This is a genomic window from Marinococcus sp. LNHM3E3-2.2, from assembly GCF_056034385.1.
In genome coordinates, this window is sequence record NZ_JBQLIC010000002.1 from 286,683 (window position 1) to 311,952 (window position 25,270).

A 25,270-nucleotide genomic window follows, 5' to 3' on the forward strand; every position below is an offset into this window, starting at 1 on the left:
GCAGTTTTTTTCTATAAAACGACAACAGGAAGGGGATTTTTATGCCCGTATTAACGACAGCACAGGCAATCGTACGTTTTTTGGAGCAGCAGTATATTGAATGGGACGGCGAGGAAATTCCGTTTGTAGATGGAATGTTTACGATTTTCGGCCACGGTAACGTTCTTGGCCTCGGCCAGGCTCTTTCTGAAGCGAAGCGGCTCCGGGTGTACCAGGGAAAAAACGAGCAGGGGATGGGGCATGCGGCTATATCGTATGCTAAACAGAACAATCGTAAACGCATCATCGCCTGCACGTCTTCAGTCGGACCTGGCTCTGCCAACATGGTGACAGCGGCAAGTGTGGCGACAGTAAACAACGTGCCGCTGCTTCTTTTTCCGGGAGACATCTTCGCAAGCCGCCAGCCGGACCCGGTGCTGCAGCAGGTGGAGCAGCCTCACGACTTAACGCTTTCCACTAACGATGCATTCCGTCCGGTAAGTAAGTTCTGGGACCGTATAACAAGACCCGAACAGCTGATGAGCTCTTTAATACAGGCGATGCGTGTATTAACAAATCCGGCAGAAACCGGCGCTGTTACCGTGTCCGTCCCCCAGGACGTCCAAGGGGAAGCGTACGATTTTCCGGAATCGTTTTTCCAGAAACGTGTTCACCGTGTTTCGAGAAAAGTGCCGGATGAACGTTCGGTGAAGGAAGCAGCTGCTTTAATCCGGAGCAAAAAGCGTCCGTTTATTATTTGCGGTGGAGGCGTGCGTTATTCAGAGGCGGGAGAAAGCCTGAAAAAAATGGCTGAAGCCTGGAACGTGCCAATCACAGAGACGCAGGCCGGCAAGAGTGCGGTGGAAAGCACACATGAGTGGAATGTCGGCGGTCTTGGGGTAACCGGTAACCTGGCGGCGAATACGCTGGCTCCGAAGGCGGATGTTATTATTGCAGTAGGTACGCGTCTGGCTGACTTTACCACTTCCTCGAAGCAGCTGTTCCAGGATGAAAATGTCGAATTTATTTCAATCAACGTGTCGGAATTTCACGGGGTGAAAATGGATGCAGCCCCATTAATCGGGGACGCTCAGGCTGTAATTGACGCGCTGGTAAACGAAACCGGGGGCTATACGTCTGAATTTCAAAAAGAGACCGAAGAGGCAAAGGCGGTCTGGGCCAGGGAAAAAGAGCGGCTTTATTCTGTCCGCTACACAGAAGAAGGATTTACGCCGGAAATCGCCGGTCATCTTGATGAGGAGCTGCAGGAGTACCGTAAAGTGCTTGGCACGGATCTGGCGCAGACGACAGCACTTGGTATTGTGAACCGGGAAATCGATGAAGACGCTGTAGCCGTCGGAGCGGCCGGAAGTCTGCCTGGCGACATGCAGCGCCTTTGGGAGTCCAGCCAGAAATACCGGTACAACATGGAATATGGCTATTCCTGCATGGGGTATGAAATTTCCGGAGCGTTCGGGGCCAAGCTCGCAGAGCCCGACAAGGAAGTATATGCCATGGTCGGGGACGGCAGCTTTTTGATGCTGCATTCGGAAATGATTACAAGCGTCCAGGAAAACAAAAAAATTAACGTGATGCTGTTCGACAATTCCGGCTACGGCTGCATTAATAATCTGCAGATGGGCAACGGTATGCAGAGCATTGGCACAGAGTTTCGCCATCGTGATGAAGCAAAGGATGAAATGTGCGGCAGTGTGATGCACATTGACTATGCAAAAGTAGCTGAAGGCTACGGCCTGAAAACGTACCGGGTCACGACAGAGCAAGGGTTGAAAGAAGCTATCGCTGACGCGAAAAAGCAGACGGTGTCTACGCTGATTGATGTAAAGGTGCTGCCGAAGACGATGACCGGGGATTATGAATCCTGGTGGCACGTCGGGGTTTCAGAGGTTTCTGAGCGTGAAAGTGTACGGGAGTCCTTTGAAGAAAAAGAAAAGCAGCTGCAGCATGCCCGGAAATATTAAATGGTTAAACGCGTTCATAGCCCCGGCTTTGGACGCTTTTTTTAACTGGAAATTATCTTTTTGATAAATCGCTTACATTTTTTCCGTTTACCCCTTGAATTACCTGAAAGGAAACGATAGTATAAACATAAGTTAAGCGCTTACTCAAAAACAATTATAATAACTATAAAAAACAGTGCAGGAGGTTCTAGGTCGTGGATAAAGTAAAGGTTGGAATACTGGGAGCGGGGCACATTGCTGCAGTGCATGCTGCTCTTTTAAAGCAGGATGAACGGGTCGAAATCGTTGGAATTGCTGATATTTTTGAAGAAAAGGCGAAGGAGCTGGCCGCAGAAGCAGGCCCGGAAGTTCAAACAGCGGGCTCCATCGAAGAGCTGATTGCACTTGGTGTGGACACGGTCTACGTCACCACGCCAAACACGATGCATGTCAGTCCGGTTCTTCATTGCTTGAAGAATAATGTAAACGTCTTCAGCGAAAAGCCAATGGCCACCTCGGAGGAAGAAGCAAAACAGATACGCGATGCCGCCCGGGAGTCTAAAGGCTGCTACAATCTTGGCATGAACCGCCGGTATGCCTATGTGTATAAAAAAATTAAAAGCTATATGGATTCGGGGCAGCTGGATGCGTACTCCGCCCATTTCAAAATGAACCGGGGAGAGCTGCTGTATCCTGCCTGGACTTCAGATCCAGCGAAAACTGGAGGCTTTTTATACGAAACGCCGTTTCATTTGATGGATCTCTGCCGCTATTATTTCGGGGAAGTAAAGAAAGTGAAATGCGAGGCAACACAGGCCGTGTCAGACAGCGAGCTTGATAACTTTGCGATTCTTTTAACCTTTGAATCCGGCCTGGTCATGACGTTCAACACCTTCGCCCATTCCGGATGGAGCTTCCCGTTTGAAGCAATTGAAATTTACGGCAAATACAGTACGGCGTCAACCGCTGAACTCGAAACGGTGAAAATTGCCTGCGGCCTTGAAGGGGAGATTGATTCCTCGGATTACCACCTTATGCCTGTCAGTAAAAAATGGGGATATGAAGAAGAAAACCGGCTGTTCATTGATGCTCTGGTCAACGGTACAGAACCGCCGGTAAATGCAGAGGAAGCGTACAAATCAACCTTCCTGTTAACAAGCATTTATGAAAGCGCTAAAACCGGTAAAGAAATAAATATTGCCGACCAGTTAAATAAAGTAATTTCTTAAGATAAAGAGAAAAGGAGTGGCCAGAGGCCATAAAGAAGAGCAGCTAAGTCAGGCGGACAGGAAAAACACAGGAGGTGCGCAAAATGGCACAGAACGATATAAGAGTAGCGGTGCTCGGGCTCGGACGGCTGGGACTGTTTCATGCAAGCAACATGATGAACAAAGTAAAAGGAGCCGAGCTGATACTGGTGTGTGATCCACTCGCCGAGCACGCCGAAATGGTGGCTGAACAGCTTGGGGTGGAACGCTGGACGTCTGACCCTGAAGAAGTGTTTGCCGACCAGGAAGTGGACGCAGTAGTGATTGTCACACCGACCAGTACGCACGCTGACATGATTACAAAAGCCGCCCGCAGCGGCAAGCAGATCTTTGTGGAAAAGCCGCTGACCTCCACGGTGGCAGAAGCCGAAGAGGTGATCAAAGTCGTTGAGGAGACCGGCGTTGTCTGCCAGGTCGGCTTCATGAGAAGGTACGACCCTGGCTTTCATGATGCCAAGGAGCGTATTGAAGCCGGAGAAATCGGCAAACCGATTTATTTTAAAGGCTTCTCCAGAGACAGCGGCTCACCGCCTGCCTCTTTCATTAAAAACAGCGGCGGCATATTTCTGGACTGCTCCATTCATGACTACGATATGGCCCGGTATTTAATGGGCTCGGAAATTTCTTCAGTTTCCGGCCACGGCCGCATTCTTATCAATTCCTTCATGGAAGAATACGGAGATGTCGATCAGGCGATTACGTATTTGGAATTTGAAAACGGAGGAGCCGGGGATGTAGAAGCAAGCAGAACGTCTCCGTACGGCCATGACATACGGGCAGAGATTATCGGCACCGAAGGAGCGATCTTTGTCGGTTCGCTCCGTAACAGCGATGTGACAGTGCAAAGCAGCTCGGGAAGCAACCACGAGATTGTGCCAAATTTCCAGACACGGTTCCGGGAAGCTTATATTCTCGAGCTCGAACAATTTATTAAATGCGTCAAAGGAGCCGAGGAGCCAAGGGTCACTTCACTGGATTCCAAAATCAATATGCAGGTAGCGCTTGCGGCCACCGAATCATTTAAACACAACGGAGAACGCATTTATATGAAGGATGTTCACCAGGATAAAGTTTATACCGACTAAATAGACACGGAAAAATATAACGAAATGATAAGAAAAGGGGTGCAGCATATGGCGGGACTTGGAAACTACGAGTTCCATCTCGGAATTGCAGCTATCAGCTGGGTGAATGATGATATTCCGGGACTGGGAGACCACTATTCACTGGATCAGATTCTAGGAGAAATGCGGGAAATCGGGTACGAAGCGACGGAAATGGGTCGCACCTTTCCACGTAACCTTGACGAATTAAAAGCAATTCTCGAAGCGCACGATATTACGCTTGCCAGTAAATTCGTCGGCACGCAGTTTTCCAATCTGCAGCATAAGGAACAGGAAGTCCGCGATTTCGAAGAATGGGTCCGGTTTTTGAAAGACATGGACTGCGAATACGTAATTGTGTGTGAAATGGGCAACTCGATGCACTGGGATAAAGATGATCCTGACAAAGCAAAAATTACAGCACCGTCAGAAGCACAGTGGAAAAGCATGGTGGACGGCTTGAACGAAGCCGGGCGCATCGCGGAAAAATACGGACTCAAGCTCGTGTATCATCCGCATGCCGGCACGATTGTAGAACAACGCGAGGACGTGGACCGCCTGATGGCAGAAACCGACAAGGATGCTGTATCGCTGCTGTATGATACCGGACATGCCTTTTTCGGCAACTACGACCCGATGGATCAGCTGACGCGCTACTACGACCGCATTAAGTACGTACACTACAAGGACGTACGGGAAGACATATGGAACAGGACGATTAAAGAAAACCTGACGTTCCGGGAAGCTGTACTCGAAGGCCTGTTCACCGTTCCCGGCGACGGCTGCATCGATTTTGCGCCTGTCCTTGAAGAACTGATGAAACGGGGCTACCGGGGATGGACAGTAGTAGAAGCAGAACAGGATCCAGACGTTGCCCCGCCGTATAAATATGCGAAAATGGCGAAGGATCATCTGGATGAAACGATGGACAGGATCCTGGAAAAATACGGGGAAAAAGCTGGCAGATAAACGAACGAAGGCATTTCGAGTGAATATCGAAATGCTTTTTTCTGCTTCAGGGAGCCTGCACTTCCGGAAGTTCGCAGTGAATTTTGTTTTCTCCTGGGCCAGAAAGCTTAAAAGAAAAGGCTCTCCCGGTGGATAGGAAGGAACGGAGGATTTATAATAAACGAAACGACAAAAATGAGGAAGATAAAATGAGACCGACAATTTACGACATCGCTGAGCGGGCCGAAGTTTCGATCGCTACAGTGTCAAAGGTGATTAACAACAAAGGAAAAATAGGGGAGAAAACCAAACAGCGGGTGCTCGCTATTATGGATGAGCTTGATTATCAGCCGAGCACGGTGGCTTCTGCTCTGACAGGAAAGCAGACGAATACGATCGGTCTGCTGGTTCCTGATATTGCCAACTCTTTTTTTGCCGAGCTTGCGAGAAGCGTGGAAGATACAGGGCATGCCGGCGGGTTCAATGTTGTTATATGCAATACCGACAATAATCCAGAAAAAGAAATTCAATATTTGTGGTGGCTGAATCAAAAAAGAGTGGACGGTATTATTCTGGGAACAGGCATACAAAACACGAAAGCGCTGCAGGATTTTATGAAACAGAACATTCCCCTCGCGCTCGTGGCGAGAGATGCTTCCGAGATTAACGTAGATACGGTGCTCGTTGATGATTACCGGGGCGGATACGCGGCTACGAAGCATCTGCTCGAAGCAGGACATTCCCGGATTGCTTTTGTTGTAGGCGAGATGAATAATTCGAGTGATACAGAGCGGCTGAAGGGCTTTTACGAAGCGTACGACGAGCACGGGGTAAACCGGGAGGAAGCAGTGATTGTAAAAGGCAATAATTCGATTGACGATGCTAAACAATCCATGCGCCAGATTCTGCAGGATAAGCCGGATATTACTGCAGTTTTTGCTTTGAATGACTTTTTAGCGATCGGCTGTATTCAGGCAGGCAAAGAAGCAGGACGCCGGGTGCCTGAGGATTTGTCGGTTGTCGGCTTTGATGATACATTTATTGCTACGCTGAGTGATCCGCCGCTGACTACAGTAGCGCAGCCCATCCTTGAAATGGGGCGGCTGGTGACCCAGATGCTTGTGGACCGGATCGGCGGCAAAAACGAAACGACGCGAACCGTTATTTTAAATCCGGAGCTGCACGTGCGTAAGACGACCGCAGGCATAAAAGAAGCAGAAAGGGATGTTAAGAGCTCATGAAATACAACACGCTTGGAAAAACAAACGAAGAGGTTTCTGTCGTAGGTATTGGAACATATCAATTCGGCGGCGAATGGGGGAAAACCTTTACTCAGAAAGAAGTCGATGGTCTGTTTGAAGCAGCAAGAACGGAAAACCTTAATTTTATTGATACCGCTGAATGCTACGGGGACCATCTTGCGGAAGAACTCACCGGCACAGCCATTCAAAAGGACCGCGATCAGTGGTTTGTAGCCTCCAAATTCGGCCATCATTTTCATGGGCCGAATGACCGGACCCGGCACTATGATCCAGAGGATGTGCAAAAGCAGCTCGAAGCCTCCCTCCGGGCGCTCCGGACAGATTACATTGATCTTTACCAGTTTCATTCGGGCACAGACGAAGAGTTTCAGGATGATAAGCTGTGGACGATGCTCGATAAACAGAAAAAAGCAGGCAAAATCCGTCATCTTGGCCTTTCCGTGAAAAAACAGGACTACATGAATCAGATCAGGCAGGCAGAAGCTGTCGGTGCAGAAACAATACAGCTCGTGTACAATCGTCTTGACCGTAACAACGCCGAGGATGCTTTTCCGGAATGTGACCGCCAGAATCTCGGTGTTATCGCCAGAGTCCCGATGGCGAGCGGCTACTTGAGCGGAAAATATACACCTGGAGCTTCCTTTGAAGAGAATGATGTCCGCCACCGTCATCCACAAAATGAGCAGGAAGCAGCCCTTCAGGAAGCCCTGCGGCTCAAGGAGAGTCTGCCGGATGATGTGCCTCTTGCCCAGTGGGCCCTTGCCTGGTGCCTGGCCAACTCAAGTGTGGATGCTGTCATCCCCGGCTGCAAAACGCCGGAGCAGCTGGTAAGCAACGCCAAAGCTGTAGACCTTCTTGATAATAAAGACAGTTCCCTGTTCACTATTTAACTGAACCAGCTGACGCCTTTTCCTGAATAGGGAGGGGCGTTTTTTACGTAAAGAATAGAAAATTGTCTTTGAAGTAAAGCTGTTGTTTCTTTCGGGAAGCAGAAGGGAATAGTGGGGTAATAATTCATAAACAGGAAGGATGAGGGAGTGTGGCAGAGGTAGAATACTGGAAACAGTTCGTAGTAGAACCACAAATGCTCGAGGCTTCAAAAACGGAAGTGTCTGACGTGTTGAAGGTTTGGAAGAACGGAGAAAAAGACGCAATCGTGATAGTGGATGAAGACAGCCGCCCAGTGGGTGTTCTCGATGAAACAAAAGTGTGGAATCACATCTACAAGGAAAAAAGCCTTGATAAAAAAATTAAGGACGGATGGATCTTAGAAGTTTCCCAGATTACGGAAGGACAGATTCCGGAATCATGGGAACAGCAGTATCCGCCAATCGCAGTCGTTAACAAAAAGGGGAGAGTCACCGGTGTCTGGACGGAAAAAGCGTTAAAAGAGCTACATACGTCTGAAACGGCTTCTTCCCCTACCTTCCGGCCCTCCATAGCCTCCTTCCGGCGTATCATAGGGGAAAATGAAGAGGTGCACCGGGCGATCCAAACAGCGAAGCGGGCCGCTAAAACGAAAACCCCCGTCTGGCTTTCCGGGGAAACGGGCACAGGCAAGGAATTGTTTGCCCAAGCGATTCATCAGGAAAGCGGCAGAACAGGAGAATTTGTAGCGGTGAACTGCGCCTCCATCCCGGACGCTAACCTTGAAGAGGAATTATTCGGAAAAGAAGTCCCAATGCAGCCCCAGCAGGGTGCTGTTGGCTTGCTTGAAGCAGCTCATGAAGGCACACTGTTTCTCGACGAAGTAGGCAATATGTCTATGGCGATGCAGGCAGCTCTTTTGCGCGTGCTTGAAGATTCGTATGTACGTAAGATTGGCAACGCAGCCCCGATTCCGGTAAACATGAAGATCATTTCTGCTACTAATGAAAATATTGAACAGCTGGTGGAGGAAGGGAAATTCCGCCGGGACCTGTATTACCGCCTGCATGTGGTACCCGTAGGCCTCCCGCCGCTCCGAGAGCGGACCGAAGATCTCCCGCTTCTGGTGGAATACTATAATACGCATTTTTCCACTGAGCTGGGTGTGAAGCCGTTAAAAATAACAAATAAAGCCATGGAAGCCATGAAACAGTATGACTGGCCGGGGAACATCCGGGAATTGATGAATGTTATTGAGCAGCTTTCTGCGATGCACGACGGCGGGAAAATACGTACGGAAGACCTTCCCATCTCTTCTGTGAAAGCCCGCGAAGCCACAGAGCCCGTTCAGGCAGCCCGGACCGAAAGCGCGAACGCAGCAAACTGGAAGGACCAGAAATCGGCCCAGGAGCAGACCATGATTAAGCAGGCGCTTGAAGAAGCAAACGGCAATAAGACAGAAGCTGCCAAAAAGCTTGGCATCCACCGGACAACGTTATATAAAAAAATGCGTGATCATCATATGTAACACAAAAAAAGCAGGAGCTCTCCTGCTTTTTTTATATACATAATATTATAGGGGTCAGGCCTTCTTTTCTTCATAGGCATACACCGACGATGTCCGGAAATACAAATACAAAGCCCCAATCGTCAGCAGTATAATGCCTGCCGTAATTTGATACAAATACTGATAGCCGACAGCATTCACTAAAAGTCCGAGAAAAAAGGAGCCAAGAGCGATGCCGGAGTCAAACATAATAAAAAATGTAGCGGTGGCATGCCCGCTTCGGTGCGGCTCAGCCGCCTGAATGGACATCGTTTGAAAACCAGGAAGAAGCGTTCCGTAACCAAGGCCGATCAAAGCGGCAGACAACAGCAGCATCCACCCGGCAGTGGTAAAGCTGAGTGTTACGAGGCCGATGGCGAAAATCAGCAGACAAGGGTACAGAACAGTGCCCGGCCCACGGGTATCAAATAACGGCCCGGCCACCGGGCGTGAAGCAATGACGACCACAGCGAACACGAGGAAAAAGAAACTCGATACCTGGATCAGACCCATGGCTTCGGCAAACAGGGACATGTATGAAATGACACCGGCGTAGGAAAAAGAAGCAAGCAGCCCGATAGAAGCAATTGGAAGCGCCCGCAGTTCGATAAAATCATGAATGGACAGCTTCTTTTTTTCAGTGTGCGGTGCGGCAGGAATTCCTGGATCCCGGGCAATGGCTGCGCACCAGACTCCAACAATCATAAATATGCCGAGCAGTATAAATAAAAGGGCAAAAGGAGCAAACTGTATTAGCGTCAGTCCGATGAATGGGCCGATGACGACGGCGACATTCATGGAGGTCGTGAAATAACCGAGGCCTTCCCCGCGTCGCTCATTTGGGATAACATCTGCAGCGATAGCGCCGGTAGCTGTGCTCAAAATGCCAAAAGGAATGCCGTGCACAAACCGGAGCAGCAGCAGCCCCGTATACGTATCGATAAAAAGGTATAAAAAAGTACAGAGAACAAACGCAGCGGCTCCCCAGACCAGCGCCCGTTTACGCCCGGTTTTTTCCATGATCTTACCGGCAAATATCCGGGTGATGATCGTAGCAACGAGCATAATCGTGACGATGAGCCCGCCCTGGGCACTGGTTCCGCCGAGGCTGCCGGTAACAAAAAGGGGAAGTGTAGTTAAAAGAGAATAGAATACGGTGAAAACCATGAAATTGGTAATCGTGATACTAATAAAATCCTTCGTCCAGATGGGATGGTCATGACGGCTCACTGTTTCCCGCTCCTTTCGTTCGTAATTTTTCCAAGCAGCTCATGCAGAACTTCCCGGTCCTGATCTGACAGCCGAGCGAGCGAACGCTTCTCTGCCTCTGCAACTCGTTCTTTAATTTCGGGCAGTATTTTTTTCGTGCTGTCGGTAAGGTGGATGACTTGCGTACGCCGGTCTGCGCCGGGACGTTTTTCGATCCACCCATTGCGATCCATCGTGGCGATGGTACGGGCAATCGTCGGTGCTTCCACCTGCAGATATTTCCGCATATGCGTCTGGGTGGCCGGACCGCCGGTATCAAGCACATACATAATCATATACTGCGCATGGGACAGCCCAAACGGGGCAAGCGTTTCGTTTAGCGTGTTCGAAAGTGTACGCGACCGCTGATGAATCATATGAATAAGCTGGTCTGATTCCATAAAAAAGAAAGCTCCTTTTGAATTTAATTAGCATGCTAATTAATTGCAGCTTCACCAGTATACGAAGTATTTGGATAAAGGTAAACCCTGGAACCGATTACGAAAATCAAAAAAAATAATAAAGCGTTTGCAATTTAGGGATGTATCTTTTAGAATGAAATAAATCGTTTTACTAAAACGTTTTATCAGGAGGGAAGCTATGCGTAAAAATGTGACGCTGCGTGATGTGGCAAAAGAAGCAAATGTTTCCATAAGCACCGTATCTCAGTTTATGAACGGTCGTTTTACATACATGGGTGAAGAAACAAAAGGGCGTATCGAGCAGGCCATTTCCCGGTTAAACTACCGGCCGAATGCGATTGCAAGAGGGCTGAAACAACAGAAAACGACGACGATCGGCGTTATTATCGCGAACGTGGTGCACCGGTTTTCCACGCTTGTGGTCAGAGCGATTGAAGATATGTGCATAAAGTACAATTATCACGTCATCATCTGTAATGCCGATGACGACGAAACGAAAGAAAAACAGTACATTGATATGCTGATGGCAAAGCAGATTGACGGAATGATTATTATCCCAAGCAGTCAGGACCGAAAAAATTATGAAGACATTCTAAGCTATCAAATTCCGTTAGTATTTCTGGATAGAACGGTAGAGCAGTCGGAAATCCCCTCTGTAGTGGTGAATAATTATAAGGCTTCGTACGATGCGGTAAAGCATTTGGCCGATAGAAAATACCGCAATATCGGCTTTATTGGTCCGGAGCTGAAGATGAACACAAGAAAAGAACGCTTCCGCGGGTTTGAGGATGCGCTCGAGGCAGAGGGGATCGCTGAAAATAAAAAGCTTGCATACCACGGGGAAGTCAGCGGTGCTCAGGAGGCATTAAAGGTAATGATGAAACAGCAGTCTCCTCCTGATGCGCTGTTTATCTCTAACGACCGCATGCTCGTAGAAGCACTGACATTTGCTAAAGAGCAGCAGCTCAGTATTCCCAAAGACCTTGCCCTGGTAACGTTTGATGAGGTGGAATACGCTGCTTTCTTTTCCCCATCGCTAACAACCATTGAGCAGCCGGCCTATCAAATGGGGCAAAAAGCAGCAGAGCTTCTACTGGAGCAGGTGAACGAGGGGGTGCCGGCCGAGAAATTAAGTCATGAATATATATATGAGACAGCTTTTCATGTACGGGATTCCACTGAAGCAAAAATATAAAAGGAGGTTTGAATGATGAAAAAAGTAAGCGTTACCATGATGGCGCTCGCCGCTGGAGTGCTCGCCGGCTGCAGCAGCGCCAGTACTGAAAGCACGGCCGGAGCTGAAGAAAATGTTCATTTAGTAGCCGCTACCCAGCTCGATGATCAGAGTCCCTACGCTGTCGGCTTGAGGGAATTTAAAGAAGTCGTAGAAGAAGAAAGCGATGGAAGCGTTACGGTGGAGGTACACACGAACGGGTCACTTGGCGGAAGCGAAGCAGAGCTTGCCCAGAGCGCCGAGACCGGGTCGGTGGATCTGGTGGTCGCTTCTCCAGGGTATTTGGCCCAAAAAGTAAAAGAGGTGGATTTTTTCTCCATTCTGTATCTTTTTGAAGACCGGGAGCACTGGGAGCGGGTAGTGGACGGCGAGGTAGGCGATGAAGTAGCACGTGTGACAGAAGAAAAATCAAATTTTAAAGTGCTTGATTACTGGTCGGCAGGAACGCGTAATTATTACGGAACGCAGCCAGTGGAAACGCCGGAGGATTTGGAAAATAAAACGGTCCGGACCCAGGATTCACCGGTGGTGACGAATACTTGGCAGGCGCTTGGCTCCCAGCCGACGAGTGTGGCCTGGAACGAGATGTATCAGGCGCTTCAGAACGGATTGACGGATGCAGCAGAAAATGATTTTACTAATATTTATTTAGCCAGTCATTACGAGGTAGCGGATCATCTGTCACTCACGGAGCACGACGTTACGACACGGGTATTTTTCACCACCCAGGAAGCGTACGACAGTATGAATGCCGAACAGCAGGAAGCAGTTGATACAGCGGTACAGGAGGCGACTGAAACTGCGCGTGCAACTGATGAGGAATTGGCCAGTGAGTATAAACAAAAGCTTCAGGAAGAAGGCATGGAAATCAACGAGGTGGATAAAGAAGCCTTTACCAGCCAGACAGAAAGCGTACGCAGAGATGCTGTAGAAAATCTCGGGATGGAAGAAGAATACGAAAGGGTCCAGGAACTAAAGGATGAATAGGTGGGTGAGAAGATGAGAGAATTTATCGATAAAATACAGCGAGTATTTTTGTGGGGAGGCGCAGCCGCCTTTTCGATTTTCTTTATATGCGTAGCGCTCCAGGTGATGACCCGCTACATTCCCGGAGTGGCCTTCCTCTGGTCAGCCGAGGTGGCCACATATGCCTTTATATGGATGGTGCTGCTCGGAGCGGCAGCAATGGTTAGAGAACGGCAGCACTTTACCGTGAGCATTCTTTTGGAGAAGCTGTCCGGGAAATATCTGCTGGGGCTCCAGATAGTTATCCATTTCTTTTTAGTTCTGTTCGGTCTCGCGTTTGTCATCCACGGGGTGCAGATTACGACCCAGTTCAGCAGCTGGACGCTGAACTACCTGCCGGGAGTCAGTCAATTTTTCATTTGGCTGCCTGTGCCAATTGCCGGAGCAGGAATCATACTGTTCGCTTTTCAGAATGCGATGGACCACTGGCGTCACTACCAAAATGTCGTGGAGGTGAATAAAAAATGATAACCGCGATTGGATTAATACTGCTCTTTTTAATATTAATGGTACTTGGCATTCCTATCGCATTTGTGATTGGCATCGTCAGCTATGTTGGTTTTCTCGTTATGGGAACGGTCCCGCTTGAAGCTGTTATCCAGCAAATGTTCGTCGGGTTAAACTCCTTTATTTTGCTTGCTGTGCCGCTGTTTATCTTTGCGGCAAATATCATGAATCGTGGTAAGATTTCCGAGCGGCTCATTCAGTTTGCGGTCTCACTCGTGGGCCATATCCGCGGAGGGCTGGCCCACTCCAACGTCGTCGTTTCTATGTTTTTCGGCGGAATATCCGGAGCGTCTACGGCTGATACGGCAGGGGTGGGGAAAATTCTGATCCCAAGTATGAAAAAGGAGCAGTACAGCACGGAAACGTCAGTGGCTGTAACTGCTACATCCTCCACTATGGGCATGATTATTCCTCCATCGATTCCGATGGTTATTTACGGAAGTCTGGCCGGGGTGTCGATTGGTCAGATGTTTATCGGTGGAATTATTCCAGGACTGTTAATCGGCGTTGGATTAATGTTGTTTATATCAGTCATCTCGAAGAAAAATAATTACCCGAAGCATGACCGGCTCGATACAAAGGCGATTGTCAAACACGGCATCCGGAGCTTTCCACCGCTGCTTACACCGATTATTATCCTTGTTGGCATCATGGGCGGGTTTGTGACACCGACCGAAGCGTCGATCATCGCCTGCATTTACTCGTTTATTCTGGCGTTCTTTTTTTACAGAAGCATCCGCCTGCGGGATATGCCGGAGATCGTTATTGAAACCTTGAAGCTCAGCTCGCTTACATTGTTTGCGCTGGCGACCGCCACGTCGCTTGGACGACTGATCAGCTTTAATAATATTCCAGCCCACATTTCCTCCTTTTTCGAGGAGTCGGTACCGTACGCTTGGCTTCTGATTGTGCTGATTATCGTTTTGTTTTTATTTGTCGGTATGTTTATGGACACTGTGCCTTCAATCATTTTGTTTGTACCCATTATACTGCCGGCAGCATCAGAGCTCGGCCTCGATCCCATTCATATCGGGATCGTCGTACTCATGTGCCTGGCTGTAGGTCTCGTGACGCCTCCGTACGGTCTGTGCCTCCTGCTTGCAAGTGCGATAGGCGGGCTTTCCATCAGCCGCTCCTTTAAAGCGACGATTCCGTACATTGGCATGATTCTGGTTGTGATTTTAGTAATTGCATTCGTTCCGGGCATTTTCATGTGGCTGCCGAATGCGTTTGAATAAGAATGGAGGCAGTAAAGATGCAGGACATCCTTACAATTGGCGACGCAATGATTACAATGAATCCGAAACAGCGGGGGCCGATGCGTTTTACGACTGAGTTTGAGCGGAAAATTGGCGGGGCCGAATTAAACGTGGCTGTCGGCTGCGCCCGCCTGGGGCTTCAAACAGGGATGATCAGCCGCCTGGGCCGCGATGAATTTGGCCGCCATATTTTTAATACCCTGCGCGGAGAAGGAATTGACGTTTCGGGAATAGCTTTTGAAGATGACTACGCTACTCCCGTGAATTTTAAAGAAACGCTTGAAAACGGTAATGGGCGTACGTTTTACTACCGCTTTCCATCACCGACAGAAGAAATAACATTGCAGCATGTGAAAGAACAGCTGACCGGGCAGCCGAAGGTATTTTATATTACCGGCGTGTTTGCTTCGCTCCGCCCGGAAAATGTGGAGATGCTCCGGGAAGCGTTGCGTTTTGCAGGGGAGTTGGGAGTGCTTACAGCTATGGATCCGAACATCCGTCTGCGTCTTTGGAATCAAGAAGAGGCGGGGGAGGCCATCCGGTCCCTGCTTCCATACGTAGATATCATGCTGAGTGGAAGAGATGAAGCGGATATGCTGTTCGGCGCACAGTCAATAGAAGAGCACCTTGCTTCTTTTCAATCGTATGGCATTGATCGTGTCATTATTAAAAACGGCAGTGAAGGAGCAGCCGGAAAACACGGAAGCAGGGAAACCGTGCATCAACCGGCGGAAAAAGTAGAAAAAGTGGCTGATACCGTAGGAGCAGGAGACGGTTTCAACGCCGGCTTGCTGTGCGGTCTGCTGCAGGGATATTCGCTGGAGAGGGCTTTGAGAATCGGCGCGGTAGCTGGAGCAAAAGTCGTACAGGTAGCAGGCGACAATGAAGGGCTGCCGCTTTTAGAGGAAGTGGAAGCAGCGCTTGGGAACGAAGAACGTGTGGAACGTTAAAGGAGGAAGCAATGAACATACAGCTGGCGTTGGACCGGTTAGCTTGGGACGAGTGTTTTAATGTCGTTCATCAAACCGAAGCGTATATCGACTGGATTGAAATAGGCACGGGGGTCATTAAAGAATATGGCATGGACATCGTCCGGCAGATGAAGCAGAAATATCCGGATAAAATACTGGTCGCGGATATGAAAACGTGTGATGCAGCGAGGGCAGAAACAATCCAGGCCTTCGAGGCAGGCGCAGATGTAACGACGGTGATGGCTTTTGCATCGGACGCTTCTATCCAGGCAGTATTCGAGACCGCTGAAGAATACGGTAAAAAAGCTTTTGTGGATCTGTTGAATGTGCAGGAAAAACAACGGCTTGAGGAACTCGATAAGCTTGGCATCCGCAGTGCTTCGCTGCATATAGGTAAAGACATGCAGCAGGCAGGAGCAGGCGATAATGATTATTACAAGCTGCTGCAAGCATTTCCGCACTGGGAAGTATCAGCAGCTGGTGGTTTAAAAGCGGATAACCTTCACAAAATCAAGGAGGCGCGTCCAGACGTAGTTATTATCGGAGGCGCTATTACAAAAAGCATAAACCCCCGGCAGGCAGCGGAACAAATACGATCGGAGGCAGACAGGCTATGAATGCAGAACACGTATTAAATACTATTTCCCGGGAAATAACAGAGGTTGTGGGCAGCGTGCGTGCAGAAGAAGTAGAACAGGCTGCAGCGAAGCTTAACCGGGCTCCAAGAATTTTTGTAGCCGGTGAAGGGCGCTCCGGTCTTGTCGGAAAAATGTTTGCAATGCGTCTCATGCACAGTGGATATAACGTGTTTGTAGTTGGTGAAACGATTACCCCTTCCGTGGGTGAGGGAGATTTACTTGTAGTATTATCCGGCTCAGGAAATACTTCGATTCTCGTTCATACGGCGGAACAGGCGAAAAAAAACGGAGCAGAGCTTTTGGTCTGCTCCACCAACCGGGATTCTTCCCTGGGAAAACTCAGCGATGCTTTTATCGCTGTTTCTGCCGCAACCAAAAAACGGCTGGAACATGAGCCAGAAACGATTCAGCCGTTGGGAAATCAGTTCGATCAGAGTCTGCATTTAATATTGGACGGTCTGATTATTGCTGCTGCCCATGCACACGGGGAAGCTGACTACGAGCAAATGGCCAGGCGTCATAGCAACATGGAATAGCACATATGTAGCAATCGGACCGGCCTTCAGCCGGTCCGGTTGTTTTTTTATGGAGCGAGCCGGTTTATTCGTCCATCTGCTGCTCATAGCGGCGTTTGTACTCCCAGAAGCCGGGTACTTCCGGCGGTTCATACGTGAGTATTTTTTCAATGCATTTCAGGCGGAGCTCCTGCTGAAGATCCTCACGCTCCTGATAGGAAGTTTGACGGAGCGCCTGCTGGATGAATGGTTCGAATTTTTGAAGCTCTTCATACAGCGCTTTCTCGCTCATGCGCTGATTTTTTGTGATCCGATTATTAGTCCTCATGCATCGTTTCCTCCTTTTTTGGTGAAGAGCAAGCCAAACGGTTTACATCCCGGCGCAAATGCTCAATCCGCTGTTCAATCCGCAAAAGCAGATAAAACGTTACAATGATAGGGAAGCCGACATTGGCCAGCAGTTCGACAACGGCACTGGAATCAATAATGTGCATCACTGCTCCTCCCGTTTCCCGGCATAAAAACGAAGTGTCTTCAAACCTTTTCGGTGGGCGTTTGACACTGCCTGGCGGCTGATTTGAAGGTGGCTGGCAATGTCTGTATCCTTCCACCCGCAGCTGTATTTTTTAGAAAAAATCCACTGCTGGTACGGAGTCAGCGAACGAAAGCCGAGCCAGACCGGATAATGGTGCAGCTCTTCTTCAAGGCTTTGCTCTGAGTCCTCACTGTAAAATGAACCGGTTTCTTCAAACAGGGCCTCCTGGTCGGACAGAGGAGTCCGCTGCTGGCGCCGGCGATGGTAACGATCGTAGCGGATTGCTTCCCAGTGCAGGGTTTTTAACATATAAGAACGCCAGACCACATCCTGGTAGTAACGCTTAAAAGATAGGTCAATGGCTTTGTGTGCCCAGGCAGCATCATCGTTTAAAGCCTGTTTCAACAGCTGCTGGTGCACAGCATCCTCCAGAAATTCGCGGATGAGCCGGGTACGCAGGAACGAATGATTTTTCTCTTTGAAAGCTTCCCATGCTTCTCTTTTTGAATCAGCGTATGATGAATGTGTCATAGATGCCTCCTCTCCTTACCCCTGTTGTTTATAAAAGACATCTTCAAGATAAAAAGTAAACCATATATACGAACATTTGTTCTTATATTTTATACGAACACTTTTCCGGGAAACAAGAAAATACTGAAATTAGAAAAATTTACAGGTTAAGTCCTGTTAAAAAAGACTCATCGGTGGCATAATGTGTTTACAAAAAGATTAGTTAAAAACAAAAGAGGGAATAAATATAAATCAGCTTCATGTAACAGGAGGGGAAAAAGTGAGTTTAACATCAGGGCCGTCAAGCAGGTACACTTTCTCCATTGAAGAGATGGCTGAAGAAATCATGAGCGTGATCGCTGAGTCCCTTCAAGTGGACTCTGTTTATATTGCAAAAAAAGAAGATACTTATATGGACGTATTGAGTGCTTACAACAACCGCGGGGATGATCTTGTTTCTGAAGGAATGAAAGTGGAGCACGAAGCATCGTTCTGTCAATACGTGCTGAAAAATGATGATCAGGAGTATTTTCACTTTTCCGATGCAGTGAGTAATGAAGAAACCAAAGAACTGCTGATGCCGAAAAATTTCAATGTACATACTTTTCTGGGCGTGTACATTAAAGACCAGGACGGCGGCCCGTTTGGCACACTGTGCGTATTGAACCGCGAGCCGCGTGAATTTAAGAAGGAAGAAATTTCGCTGATGCAGACATTTGGTAATTTATTGAGCTATCTGATCCGCGTAGACCGCATGGATGAAAAAATAGAGGTGCTCGGGTACCCGATTGTGCCGATAGGCGAAGGGATCGCTGTGCTCCCGCTCGTAGGGGCGATGGATGAAGCAAGATCCAACCGTTTGATGGAAACAGTACTGCAGGAAGTGTACGGCGGGAAATACGATTATTTTATGATCGATGTGTCTGGTGTTTCGGCTTTTAACGAAACGTTCACAACGTATATTTCCCAGGTCATTCAGGCGCTGAAGCTGATGGGCATTGACCCTATTCTAACCGGCGTCCGCCCGGACATGGCTGTTCAGGATATACGAAAAGATATTCTCGGCGAAAATATTATGATCGAAAAAAGCCTGGAAACAGCGCTGCAGTCTATTGGATTCCGACTGGTAAGAAAAGAGTAAATAAAAAAACCGGACCGTTTACATATCAAGTTGAAAGAAGGAACTGGTATGAATACAAAAGCAGAACAGATGGATGAAAGAGTGGAAAATGAAAACAAACTCACCGTGGCTGTGGTGGAACGCCTCGTTTCGGAGATTTTTGACATATCCCTGCAGAGTATTGCCGCGGACCCGAAAGCCCCTGGGGCCCGGAGGTCACAATCTGTTTTTGCAGCATGGACTGAAAAAGAATGGGAGGCCGCCGGCAAAGAGGAACTGCTTGATTATGCACTCGCCCGGCTGCCGTCCCCTCCGTCCGGTGAAATGGTGCGGCAGGTTATTAATGACGTGTACCGAGTGAATCTCAGCGGCATCTCCGCCCTCGAAGCATCGACATTTTCGCTCTTCTCCAAAGGAAAATGGATTAAGCAGAATGAGGACGATTTATTCGTACTGAACACCGGATCGACGGATACAGAGGTCACAGTCTCGGTAACAGAGCATTTTATACGGCAGACGGGGTCCGGCAGGCTGCCGGCGGGACTTTGCGGGGAGCTTGAAGCACTGGGATATGTTTACCTCCCAGCGAAAAATCAGCTGAATTATTCGAGTCCGGACGGTCGTCCGGTCGACGATGCATTTAAAAAGAAGACAATCGAGGCCCTTGAAAATGCAGGGCAGCAGAGCCAGGCGTAAACACCCTTTTATACAGAAAGGGTGCTTTTTTTATGGTAAATACGCCTTGAGGCGTAGAAAAGATAGACCCCGGGCTGCTCCCGGAAGCCGGGAAACCGGCGTAAGATAGAAGTACAGGAAGGGGGAAATACCATGTGGAAAAAAATCGGATTAGCAGCACTCATTACAGTCGCAGCAATCGTCGTTTTGTCGAACCTCGGGCCGTTGCTCTTGCTCGCAGCTGGAGTGGCACTGGCGTATATCGTCTACCGCCAGTTTCAGGAAAGCACGTCCACTGCGGCGAGGGTTTTCTGGGTAGTGGTGGGCATTGCAGCGATACTGCTTGCGCTCACCAACATCTATGCAGTCATCGCGCTTCTCGGTCTGTACGCTATATACTGGAGCGTGAAAAAATGGAGTGATGATGAAGTGGATATTGACCGCCGGACCAGAACGAAAGATCCGTTCACAGGCTTTGAAGAAGAATGGAAAAAACTAAAGCGCAGATAAAAAAGGAGGAAAGAGCCATGGCGGGCATTTGGCAGCAGTTCAAGGAGGATGTCGAACAGGAATGGGGGCGGTGGAACATGAAAAAGGAAACAGACAATCCGATCGCTTCGCTCAACCGCTATATTAAAGAAGCGGAGCGCGAAACGGAAAAGGTAAGCAGGCTTACAGACCGTCAGCGCAGGCTGGTTGAAGAGTTTCAGCACGAACAGGACGAAGCAGAAAAGATGCTTGATAAACGTAAGCAGCAGGCCGCGGTGGTAAAGCATTACGAAGAGAACGAGCTGTATGAGATTGCTTTGAGGGAAATTGAACAGTACGGCGAGCGGGCGCAAAAGCTTGCCACGATGAAAAAAGAAGCAGAAGAGCAGCTGCAGACACTCGAGAGGCGGCATCAGGAAATGGTGTATAAGCTGAAGGATATGCGTCTGAAACGGATGGAGTGGATGGGACGGGAAAATGTAGCCCGGGCCAATCACAATATCTCTAAACTATACGAAGAGAGCGGCCGCGAACCGGAAGCACGTTTTAAAGAAGTGGAACAGTATTTAGAAAGTATGGAACAGCATCATCAGCAGGAGTACGAGCATTCCACCTTCGACGAAAGGGTAGCCCGTCTTGAAAAGCGGAACACAGAGGCGGAGCAGGAAAAAGCGTGATAAAATAGAGACGCTGACCAGGGCGTCTCTATTTTTAACTTACATAAACAGCAAAGGAGGGTTCCTATGTTTTCCCATATATCAACGAAGATGATCCAATTCGTGTTTTTTACGGGAATCCTCCTGTTCATACTGGAATTTTTTTCGCACGGAGCCGGTTTAGTGCCTGTGCTCTTCTTTTTCGCCCTGTTTATTTTTATTGGAAAGCGGACGAAAAGGCGGACGCTTTCAGCCATTTTCTGGTGGATCGGGTGGATCGGCCTGGGCCTTACAGCGGTCACTCTCTGGGCTGTACAGTTCTGGGTAATTGCCTTTTTTGTTCTGCTGCTGCTGCAGATGCGCCGGTCGTCCAGGGAGCCTGTCGAAGAACAGGCAGAGGTGGAAGAGCTGGCCGGCAGGGTAGAAAATTATGAGCGGGAACAGCTGCTTGGCAACCGTCTGTGGGGGCGGGAGAAGGTCGGACGGAAGCCGTTTCACTGGAAGGACATTAACGTGATCGGCGGCGTGGGCGATAAAATTGTTGATGCCACCAATACAGTTTTGCCGGCGCAGGCGGTGGTTATCGTCCGTCACGGCCTTGGCTCAGTAACTGTCCATGTGCCGTACGAAGTGAACGTGATTATCCGCCACAGTACAGTGTACGGACGCGTGCGCCTGTTTGGGAAAGAAGAAGCAAAGCGGTGGAACCAGACGATCACTTATCACGCTCCTGCGACAGATGAGGAAGCTTCCACGCTTTATATTTTCACCTCGCTTATCAGCGGGGATCTGGAGGTGGAGCGGCGATGAACAGCTTTGTGAAAGCAGCCGGGTGGGGGATCGCTGCGGCTTTTCTCATCAGCGTCTCCACCGTCGTTCCGCTTCTTCTGCTGCTGCCTTTTGACATGTGGGACGTGCTGATGGGACAAACCATGAGTGGCCTGCCGTATGGCTTTTTGCTTGTCGTACTGATCGTTCTGCTTGGCACCGCTCTCGGGTTTTTAACGCTCCGGGCATGGAATGCCCGCTGGCAGCAGCTGCAGGCTGTGCTGGAGCGGTTGAGCAGAGGAAGCCCTAAAAATATCTGGCCGGCGGAGATGTACCGGGAAGTAGAAGAGCTGCGCACAGAGCTTGAAGCGGTGGAACGTCAGCTGCAGGGGCAGGCGGAACGCGGGCAGAAGCTGGCCACAGAACGGGCCGAGGACCGGGAAAAGAGCCTGCAGGAGGTTATTGCGCAGGAAAGGAACCGGATTGCCCGGGAGCTCCATGATTCGGTCAGCCAGCAGCTGTTTGCGGCTTCCATGATGATATCTGCGGTTAATGAGCGGTCCGGCATGGGGGAGGTTTCGAAGGAATGGCAGACCATCGAGCGGATGATTAACCAGTCCCAGCTTGAAATGCGGGCGCTGCTTCTTCATCTGCGGCCGGCGGCGTTGAATAAACAATCGCTGCAGGAGGGAATCACGCAGCTGCTGAACGATCTGACGGCGAAGGTGCCGCTGCAGATCAAGCAGGTGATTGAACCGTTTCCAATTGAAAAGGGAGTGGAGGACCAGCTGTTTCGGATCAGCCAGGAGTCCATTTCCAACACGCTTCGCCACGCGAAGGCGACCGAGCTGAAGGTATCGCTGCTGCAGCGCGAAGAATTTATTATTTTACGTGTCCAGGACAACGGCGTCGGGTTTTATATGGAGGAAGAAAAACCGGACAGCTACGGGCTGAGTACGATGAAGGAACGGGCGGAGGAAATCGGCGGACACTTTCATTTAGTGAGCCTGCCGGGAGAGGGCAGCCGCATCGATGTTAAAGTGCCCTGGCTGTCGAAGGGGGAAGAGGTATGATTACGATCCTGTTTGCAGATGACCACGAAATGGTTCGTATTGGGGTTACGTCGTATTTATCGACGCAGCCGGATATGGAAGTAACCGCTGAAGCCTCAAGCGGCCGGGAAGCGGTCAGGCTGGCTCTGGAACTCAGGCCGGATATTATCCTCATGGATCTGGTGATGGATGATATGAACGGCATTGAGGCGACAGAGAAAATTATGGAGGCTTGGCCGGCAGCCAAAATTATTATTGTTACAAGCTTTATCGATGATGAAAAGGTGTACCCGGCGCTTGAAGCGGGAGCGGTTAGCTATATTTTAAAAACCTCCCGGGCCGGAGAGATCGCAGCGGCGATTCGGAAAACACACGATGGGCAGTCGATTTTGGAGCCGGAAGTAGCGGGAAAGCTGATGACAAACATGAAACGGCGGGATCAAAGGGAACTGCATGAGGAACTGACCGCACGCGAGCTTGAGGTGCTGCGGCTGCTTGCAGAGGGGAAAACCAATATGGAAATTGCCGAAGAGCTGTTTATTGCCCTGAAAACAGCGAAGGTACACGTGAGCAGTGTCCTCCATAAGCTCCAGGTGCAGGACCGGACCCAGGCAGTTGTTTATGCTTACAAGCATCGTCTATTTTAAAAAGCTGCCCGCCCTGAGTAAGGGGAGCAGCTTTTTTAATACGGAGGGATCACGCCCACCACATGTCGACCGGACGCTCGGAAATATTGACGGAATTCAGATTTTGCACAGCCCGCTCGAAGCCTTCATCAAGTGACATGATTGGGTCTTCATGCTCGATGCTGACAACATGGTCATAGCCGAACGTTCGAAGCGCGCTGATCATATCGCTCCATTCCTTCATGCCGTGGCCGAAGCCGACCGACCGGAAACTCCAGGCACGGGTCTGCACGCTGCTGTAAGGCTGCATATCGGTGAGGCCGTACATGTTGACGTTGTCCTGGTCGATATACGTATCCTTGGCGTGAAAGTGGTGGATGGCTCCTTCTTTTCCAAGAATTTTAATCGCGGCTACCGGGTCGATCCCCTGCCACCACATATGACTCGGATCAAGGTTAGCACCTACCGCATCGTTGGTTGCTTCCCGAAGCTTCAGCACCGTGTACGGCGTATGAACGAGGAAACCGCCGTGAGGCTCAATGCCGACGTTTACGCCGTGTTCTTTAGCGTAGCTGCCGGCTTCCCTCCAATATGGAATGAGCTTTTGCTCCCACTGCCAATTGTAAATGTCCGAATACGCGCTCGGCCACGGGGCGACCGGCCAGTTTGGGTGCTTGGCGCTTTCGTCGCTTCCGGCGACACCGGAGAACGTATTAACGACCGGAATATTCAGCAGGCTTGCAAGCCGCACGGTTTTTTTGAATGTTTCGTCCGCATCCTTTGCTTCAGCCGGGTCCGGGGAAATCGGATTGGCGTGGCAGCTGAGCGCACTGACGGTTAAGCCCCGGGCATCCAGTGCTTCCTGGAACTGTTTGCGTGCATCTTCGCTGTTTAACAGCCTGTCTACATCTGCGTGATCATTGCCCGGATTGCCGCCAGTGCCGAGCTCTACGGCCTGCACTCCGGCACGTTTAACCTTATCGAGCATATCTGTAAAAGCCAAATCAGCATACAGGACGGTGAAAACGCCGATTTTCATTACTGAACACCTTCCTTCCCAATAGTCACAAACTGGCCGCGCTCGCTGGAGGCAAGAGCTGCCAGAATAACAGCGAGGGCCTGCTTTCCATCTGCTCCGGTTACCGGCACCTCCGTGTTCGAGATGATGCTTTCAGTAAAGGCGTTAATCACCCCGGAGCTTTCCTGGCCGCCGGCGTCATTGGTCTGAATGCCGCCCAGCTCGTAGCGGACCGTATGCCCGTTGGTATAGTGGGCAGTCAGCGAATGAACCGGGTCGTCTTCAAGGCGGAGGGTGCCTTTTTCGCCATAAATGATCGTTGAGTTGTCTTCCTCGGGAACATAAGCCCAGCTGGCCGTGAGGGTTCCGATTAAGCCTCCTGTTGTTTTAAGCAGGCATACAGCGTTATCATCCACTGTAATATTTTCCTTCGCATTGTTTTCCACGAAAGCAGCTACCTGGGTCACCGGCTCATCAAGCAGAAATTGAATCAGGTCGGATTTGTGCACTCCAAGATCTCCCATGGCGCCGATAAATGCTTCCTCCTTGCGGAAGAACCAGCTGTCCTTGCCATCGATGCTCCACCCCTCCGGGCCGCCGTGTCCAAATGTGGTCCGGAAGCTGAAGATTTTCCCCAGGTCGCCATTTGCAATCAGCTCTCTCGCCTTCACGTGTGAAGGCACGAAACGCTGGTTATGAGCGATCATTAATTTTTTACCGCTGCGTTTTTCAGCTTCGATCATTTCTTCAGCTTCCTGTTCGCTTGTCGCCATCGGTTTTTCACAGAGCACGTGCTTGCCGGCAGCCAGGGCGTCGATGCTGATCCGGGCATGCATATGATTAGATGTACACACGCTGACCGCCTCAATGGATTCATCCTTTAACAGTTCGTGATAATCCGTATAGGCCGAAGCCCCGAGACGGGAAGCTGTTTCTTCGGCGCGCTCCTTCACCAGGTCACAGACGGCCCGGATAGTGGTATGTTGATTTGCTTCATATTCTGGAATGTGGCGGTTTCTCGCGATGCTTCCGCACCCGATGACACCGATATTTACTGTTTTCATGTG

Annotated in this window: 28 protein-coding genes; 21 read left to right on the forward strand and 7 right to left on the reverse strand. The window is 49.7% G+C overall.

Translation table 11 applies throughout. The annotated features are described in order from the left end of the window. The first annotated feature begins 41 nt into the window (after nucleotides 1–41). The 7 genes from iolD to ACTRXF_RS04025 all read left to right on the forward strand — a co-directional run bounded on the left by iolD (nucleotide 42) and on the right by ACTRXF_RS04025 (nucleotide 8,916). On the forward strand, nucleotides 42–1,961 hold the full coding sequence (gene iolD, locus ACTRXF_RS03995; protein ID WP_474277916.1) for a 3D-(3,5/4)-trihydroxycyclohexane-1,2-dione acylhydrolase (decyclizing): 1,920 nt from the start codon (nucleotides 42–44) through the stop codon (nucleotides 1,959–1,961). A gap of 194 nt (nucleotides 1,962–2,155) precedes the next feature. Beyond that, nucleotides 2,156–3,169, forward strand: a complete 1,014-nt coding sequence (locus ACTRXF_RS04000; protein ID WP_474277918.1) for a Gfo/Idh/MocA family protein — start codon at nucleotides 2,156–2,158, stop codon at nucleotides 3,167–3,169. Between the two features lie 83 nt (nucleotides 3,170–3,252). Beyond that, nucleotides 3,253–4,293 (forward strand): inositol 2-dehydrogenase, encoded by a 1,041-nt coding sequence (gene iolG / locus ACTRXF_RS04005; protein WP_474261385.1) that lies wholly within the window; start codon nucleotides 3,253–3,255, stop codon nucleotides 4,291–4,293. 48 nt (nucleotides 4,294–4,341) lie between these two features. Further along, nucleotides 4,342–5,280 carry a myo-inosose-2 dehydratase gene (iolE, locus tag ACTRXF_RS04010; RefSeq protein ID WP_474261386.1) on the forward strand — a complete coding sequence of 313 codons (939 nt, stop codon included), beginning with the start codon at nucleotides 4,342–4,344 and terminating at the stop codon, nucleotides 5,278–5,280. 188 nt (nucleotides 5,281–5,468) lie between these two features. Then, entirely contained in the window at nucleotides 5,469–6,500 is a 1,032-nt protein-coding gene (locus tag ACTRXF_RS04015; RefSeq protein WP_474277920.1) for a LacI family DNA-binding transcriptional regulator, read from the forward strand. Next, complete coding sequence (locus ACTRXF_RS04020) at nucleotides 6,497–7,411, forward strand: aldo/keto reductase (RefSeq protein ID WP_474261388.1); 915 nt, start codon at nucleotides 6,497–6,499, stop codon at nucleotides 7,409–7,411. The genes ACTRXF_RS04015 and ACTRXF_RS04020 overlap by 4 nt, the downstream gene beginning before the upstream one ends. Nucleotides 7,412–7,560: 149 nt before the next feature. Beyond that, the gene (locus ACTRXF_RS04025; RefSeq protein ID WP_474261389.1) at nucleotides 7,561–8,916 is read left to right on the forward strand and encodes a sigma-54 interaction domain-containing protein; all 1,356 of its coding nucleotides are present in this window, start codon (nucleotides 7,561–7,563) and stop codon (nucleotides 8,914–8,916) included. Between the two features lie 54 nt (nucleotides 8,917–8,970). Here ACTRXF_RS04025 and ACTRXF_RS04030 read toward each other — a convergent pair whose 3' ends face one another. Continuing rightward, nucleotides 8,971–10,164 carry an MFS transporter gene (locus ACTRXF_RS04030; protein WP_474277922.1) on the reverse strand — a complete coding sequence of 398 codons (1,194 nt, stop codon included), beginning with the start codon at nucleotides 10,162–10,164 and terminating at the stop codon, nucleotides 8,971–8,973. Then, the gene (locus ACTRXF_RS04035) at nucleotides 10,161–10,583 is read right to left on the reverse strand and encodes a MarR family winged helix-turn-helix transcriptional regulator (RefSeq protein ID WP_474277924.1); all 423 of its coding nucleotides are present in this window, start codon (nucleotides 10,581–10,583) and stop codon (nucleotides 10,161–10,163) included. Before ACTRXF_RS04035 ends, ACTRXF_RS04030 begins: the two co-directional genes overlap by 4 nt. A gap of 199 nt (nucleotides 10,584–10,782) precedes the next feature. Here ACTRXF_RS04035 and ACTRXF_RS04040 point away from each other — a divergent pair, with 199 nt between their 5' ends. The 7 genes from ACTRXF_RS04040 to hxlB are packed head-to-tail and all read left to right on the forward strand — an operon-like array spanning nucleotide 10,783 to nucleotide 16,775. After that, the gene (locus ACTRXF_RS04040) at nucleotides 10,783–11,799 is read left to right on the forward strand and encodes a LacI family DNA-binding transcriptional regulator (protein ID WP_474277926.1); all 1,017 of its coding nucleotides are present in this window, start codon (nucleotides 10,783–10,785) and stop codon (nucleotides 11,797–11,799) included. A gap of 15 nt (nucleotides 11,800–11,814) precedes the next feature. Further along, nucleotides 11,815–12,825: a TRAP transporter substrate-binding protein gene (locus tag ACTRXF_RS04045; protein WP_474277928.1), complete on the forward strand. Its 1,011-nt coding sequence runs from the start codon at nucleotides 11,815–11,817 to the stop codon at nucleotides 12,823–12,825. Between the two features lie 12 nt (nucleotides 12,826–12,837). Continuing rightward, a complete protein-coding gene (locus ACTRXF_RS04050) occupies nucleotides 12,838–13,332 on the forward strand; it encodes a TRAP transporter small permease (RefSeq protein WP_474277930.1) in 495 nt (164 codons plus the stop codon). After that, nucleotides 13,329–14,609: a TRAP transporter large permease gene (locus ACTRXF_RS04055; RefSeq protein ID WP_474277932.1), complete on the forward strand. Its 1,281-nt coding sequence runs from the start codon at nucleotides 13,329–13,331 to the stop codon at nucleotides 14,607–14,609. The genes ACTRXF_RS04050 and ACTRXF_RS04055 overlap by 4 nt, the downstream gene beginning before the upstream one ends. Nucleotides 14,610–14,626: 17 nt before the next feature. After that, entirely contained in the window at nucleotides 14,627–15,580 is a 954-nt protein-coding gene (locus ACTRXF_RS04060) for a sugar kinase (RefSeq protein WP_474277934.1), read from the forward strand. 11 nt (nucleotides 15,581–15,591) lie between these two features. Further along, complete coding sequence (gene hxlA / locus ACTRXF_RS04065) at nucleotides 15,592–16,218, forward strand: 3-hexulose-6-phosphate synthase (RefSeq protein WP_474277936.1); 627 nt, start codon at nucleotides 15,592–15,594, stop codon at nucleotides 16,216–16,218. After that, nucleotides 16,215–16,775: a 6-phospho-3-hexuloisomerase gene (gene hxlB / locus ACTRXF_RS04070; RefSeq protein ID WP_474277938.1), complete on the forward strand. Its 561-nt coding sequence runs from the start codon at nucleotides 16,215–16,217 to the stop codon at nucleotides 16,773–16,775. Before hxlA ends, hxlB begins: the two co-directional genes overlap by 4 nt. Nucleotides 16,776–16,839: 64 nt before the next feature. Here the strand turns inward: hxlB and ACTRXF_RS04075 are convergent, their stop codons facing one another. The 3 genes from ACTRXF_RS04075 to ACTRXF_RS04085 are packed head-to-tail and all read right to left on the reverse strand — an operon-like array spanning nucleotide 16,840 to nucleotide 17,820. Next, the gene (locus ACTRXF_RS04075; protein ID WP_474278113.1) at nucleotides 16,840–17,046 is read right to left on the reverse strand and encodes a helix-turn-helix domain-containing protein; all 207 of its coding nucleotides are present in this window, start codon (nucleotides 17,044–17,046) and stop codon (nucleotides 16,840–16,842) included. Between the two features lie 25 nt (nucleotides 17,047–17,071). Continuing rightward, nucleotides 17,072–17,248 (reverse strand): YvrJ family protein, encoded by a 177-nt coding sequence (locus tag ACTRXF_RS04080; protein WP_474262407.1) that lies wholly within the window; start codon nucleotides 17,246–17,248, stop codon nucleotides 17,072–17,074. Next, on the reverse strand, nucleotides 17,248–17,820 hold the full coding sequence (locus ACTRXF_RS04085) for an RNA polymerase sigma factor (RefSeq protein ID WP_474277940.1): 573 nt from the start codon (nucleotides 17,818–17,820) through the stop codon (nucleotides 17,248–17,250). The genes ACTRXF_RS04080 and ACTRXF_RS04085 overlap by 1 nt, the downstream gene beginning before the upstream one ends. 259 nt (nucleotides 17,821–18,079) lie before the next feature. Between ACTRXF_RS04085 and ACTRXF_RS04090 the strand changes: the two genes are divergently transcribed. The 7 genes from ACTRXF_RS04090 (at nucleotide 18,080) to ACTRXF_RS04120 (ending at nucleotide 23,206) form a co-directional block, all read left to right on the forward strand. After that, complete coding sequence (locus tag ACTRXF_RS04090; RefSeq protein WP_474277942.1) at nucleotides 18,080–18,940, forward strand: GAF domain-containing protein; 861 nt, start codon at nucleotides 18,080–18,082, stop codon at nucleotides 18,938–18,940. Nucleotides 18,941–18,988: 48 nt separating this feature from the next. Continuing rightward, entirely contained in the window at nucleotides 18,989–19,615 is a 627-nt protein-coding gene (locus tag ACTRXF_RS04095) for a hypothetical protein (RefSeq protein WP_474277944.1), read from the forward strand. A gap of 132 nt (nucleotides 19,616–19,747) precedes the next feature. Next, nucleotides 19,748–20,104 (forward strand): lmo0954 family membrane protein, encoded by a 357-nt coding sequence (locus ACTRXF_RS04100; protein ID WP_474262403.1) that lies wholly within the window; start codon nucleotides 19,748–19,750, stop codon nucleotides 20,102–20,104. 17 nt (nucleotides 20,105–20,121) lie between these two features. Further along, nucleotides 20,122–20,760 (forward strand): PspA/IM30 family protein, encoded by a 639-nt coding sequence (locus tag ACTRXF_RS04105; protein WP_474262402.1) that lies wholly within the window; start codon nucleotides 20,122–20,124, stop codon nucleotides 20,758–20,760. 66 nt (nucleotides 20,761–20,826) lie between these two features. Further along, nucleotides 20,827–21,549, forward strand: coding sequence for a cell wall-active antibiotics response protein LiaF (gene liaF, locus ACTRXF_RS04110; RefSeq protein ID WP_474277946.1), 723 nt, complete (start codon nucleotides 20,827–20,829; stop codon nucleotides 21,547–21,549). After that, on the forward strand, nucleotides 21,546–22,580 hold the full coding sequence (locus tag ACTRXF_RS04115; RefSeq protein ID WP_474277948.1) for a sensor histidine kinase: 1,035 nt from the start codon (nucleotides 21,546–21,548) through the stop codon (nucleotides 22,578–22,580). The genes liaF and ACTRXF_RS04115 overlap by 4 nt, the downstream gene beginning before the upstream one ends. Further along, nucleotides 22,577–23,206 (forward strand): response regulator, encoded by a 630-nt coding sequence (locus tag ACTRXF_RS04120; protein ID WP_474262399.1) that lies wholly within the window; start codon nucleotides 22,577–22,579, stop codon nucleotides 23,204–23,206. The genes ACTRXF_RS04115 and ACTRXF_RS04120 overlap by 4 nt, the downstream gene beginning before the upstream one ends. Nucleotides 23,207–23,255: 49 nt before the next feature. Here the strand turns inward: ACTRXF_RS04120 and ACTRXF_RS04125 are convergent, their stop codons facing one another. Further along, nucleotides 23,256–24,224 carry a sugar phosphate isomerase/epimerase family protein gene (locus tag ACTRXF_RS04125; protein WP_474277950.1) on the reverse strand — a complete coding sequence of 323 codons (969 nt, stop codon included), beginning with the start codon at nucleotides 24,222–24,224 and terminating at the stop codon, nucleotides 23,256–23,258. Then, nucleotides 24,224–25,267: a Gfo/Idh/MocA family protein gene (locus ACTRXF_RS04130; protein ID WP_474277952.1), complete on the reverse strand. Its 1,044-nt coding sequence runs from the start codon at nucleotides 25,265–25,267 to the stop codon at nucleotides 24,224–24,226. Before ACTRXF_RS04130 ends, ACTRXF_RS04125 begins: the two co-directional genes overlap by 1 nt. Nucleotides 25,268–25,270 lie beyond the last annotated feature (3 nt).

Excerpts from the sequence above, each read along its gene's own strand:
- iolD (WP_474277916.1), top strand. The coding sequence starts at position 42 with ATGCCCGTATTAACGACAGCACAGGCAATCGTACGTTTTTTGGAGCAG.
- iolG (WP_474261385.1), top strand. The coding sequence starts at position 3,253 with ATGGCACAGAACGATATAAGAGTAGCGGTGCTCGGGCTCGGACGGCTG.
- iolE (WP_474261386.1), top strand. The coding sequence starts at position 4,342 with ATGGCGGGACTTGGAAACTACGAGTTCCATCTCGGAATTGCAGCTATC.
- ACTRXF_RS04015 (WP_474277920.1), top strand. The coding sequence starts at position 5,469 with ATGAGACCGACAATTTACGACATCGCTGAGCGGGCCGAAGTTTCGATC.
- ACTRXF_RS04020 (WP_474261388.1), top strand. The coding sequence starts at position 6,497 with ATGAAATACAACACGCTTGGAAAAACAAACGAAGAGGTTTCTGTCGTA.
- ACTRXF_RS04035 (WP_474277924.1), bottom strand. The coding sequence starts at position 10,583 with ATGGAATCAGACCAGCTTATTCATATGATTCATCAGCGGTCGCGTACA.
- ACTRXF_RS04040 (WP_474277926.1), top strand. The coding sequence starts at position 10,783 with ATGCGTAAAAATGTGACGCTGCGTGATGTGGCAAAAGAAGCAAATGTT.
- ACTRXF_RS04045 (WP_474277928.1), top strand. The coding sequence starts at position 11,815 with ATGAAAAAAGTAAGCGTTACCATGATGGCGCTCGCCGCTGGAGTGCTC.
- ACTRXF_RS04050 (WP_474277930.1), top strand. The coding sequence starts at position 12,838 with ATGAGAGAATTTATCGATAAAATACAGCGAGTATTTTTGTGGGGAGGC.
- ACTRXF_RS04055 (WP_474277932.1), top strand. The coding sequence starts at position 13,329 with ATGATAACCGCGATTGGATTAATACTGCTCTTTTTAATATTAATGGTA.
- ACTRXF_RS04060 (WP_474277934.1), top strand. The coding sequence starts at position 14,627 with ATGCAGGACATCCTTACAATTGGCGACGCAATGATTACAATGAATCCG.
- hxlA (WP_474277936.1), top strand. The coding sequence starts at position 15,592 with ATGAACATACAGCTGGCGTTGGACCGGTTAGCTTGGGACGAGTGTTTT.
- hxlB (WP_474277938.1), top strand. The coding sequence starts at position 16,215 with ATGAATGCAGAACACGTATTAAATACTATTTCCCGGGAAATAACAGAG.
- ACTRXF_RS04075 (WP_474278113.1), bottom strand. The coding sequence starts at position 17,046 with ATGAGCGAGAAAGCGCTGTATGAAGAGCTTCAAAAATTCGAACCATTC.
- ACTRXF_RS04080 (WP_474262407.1), bottom strand. The coding sequence starts at position 17,248 with ATGCACATTATTGATTCCAGTGCCGTTGTCGAACTGCTGGCCAATGTC.
- ACTRXF_RS04085 (WP_474277940.1), bottom strand. The coding sequence starts at position 17,820 with ATGACACATTCATCATACGCTGATTCAAAAAGAGAAGCATGGGAAGCT.
- ACTRXF_RS04095 (WP_474277944.1), top strand. The coding sequence starts at position 18,989 with ATGAATACAAAAGCAGAACAGATGGATGAAAGAGTGGAAAATGAAAAC.
- ACTRXF_RS04100 (WP_474262403.1), top strand. The coding sequence starts at position 19,748 with ATGTGGAAAAAAATCGGATTAGCAGCACTCATTACAGTCGCAGCAATC.
- ACTRXF_RS04105 (WP_474262402.1), top strand. The coding sequence starts at position 20,122 with ATGGCGGGCATTTGGCAGCAGTTCAAGGAGGATGTCGAACAGGAATGG.
- liaF (WP_474277946.1), top strand. The coding sequence starts at position 20,827 with ATGTTTTCCCATATATCAACGAAGATGATCCAATTCGTGTTTTTTACG.
- ACTRXF_RS04115 (WP_474277948.1), top strand. The coding sequence starts at position 21,546 with ATGAACAGCTTTGTGAAAGCAGCCGGGTGGGGGATCGCTGCGGCTTTT.
- ACTRXF_RS04120 (WP_474262399.1), top strand. The coding sequence starts at position 22,577 with ATGATTACGATCCTGTTTGCAGATGACCACGAAATGGTTCGTATTGGG.
- ACTRXF_RS04125 (WP_474277950.1), bottom strand. The coding sequence starts at position 24,224 with ATGAAAATCGGCGTTTTCACCGTCCTGTATGCTGATTTGGCTTTTACA.
- ACTRXF_RS04130 (WP_474277952.1), bottom strand. The coding sequence starts at position 25,267 with ATGAAAACAGTAAATATCGGTGTCATCGGGTGCGGAAGCATCGCGAGA.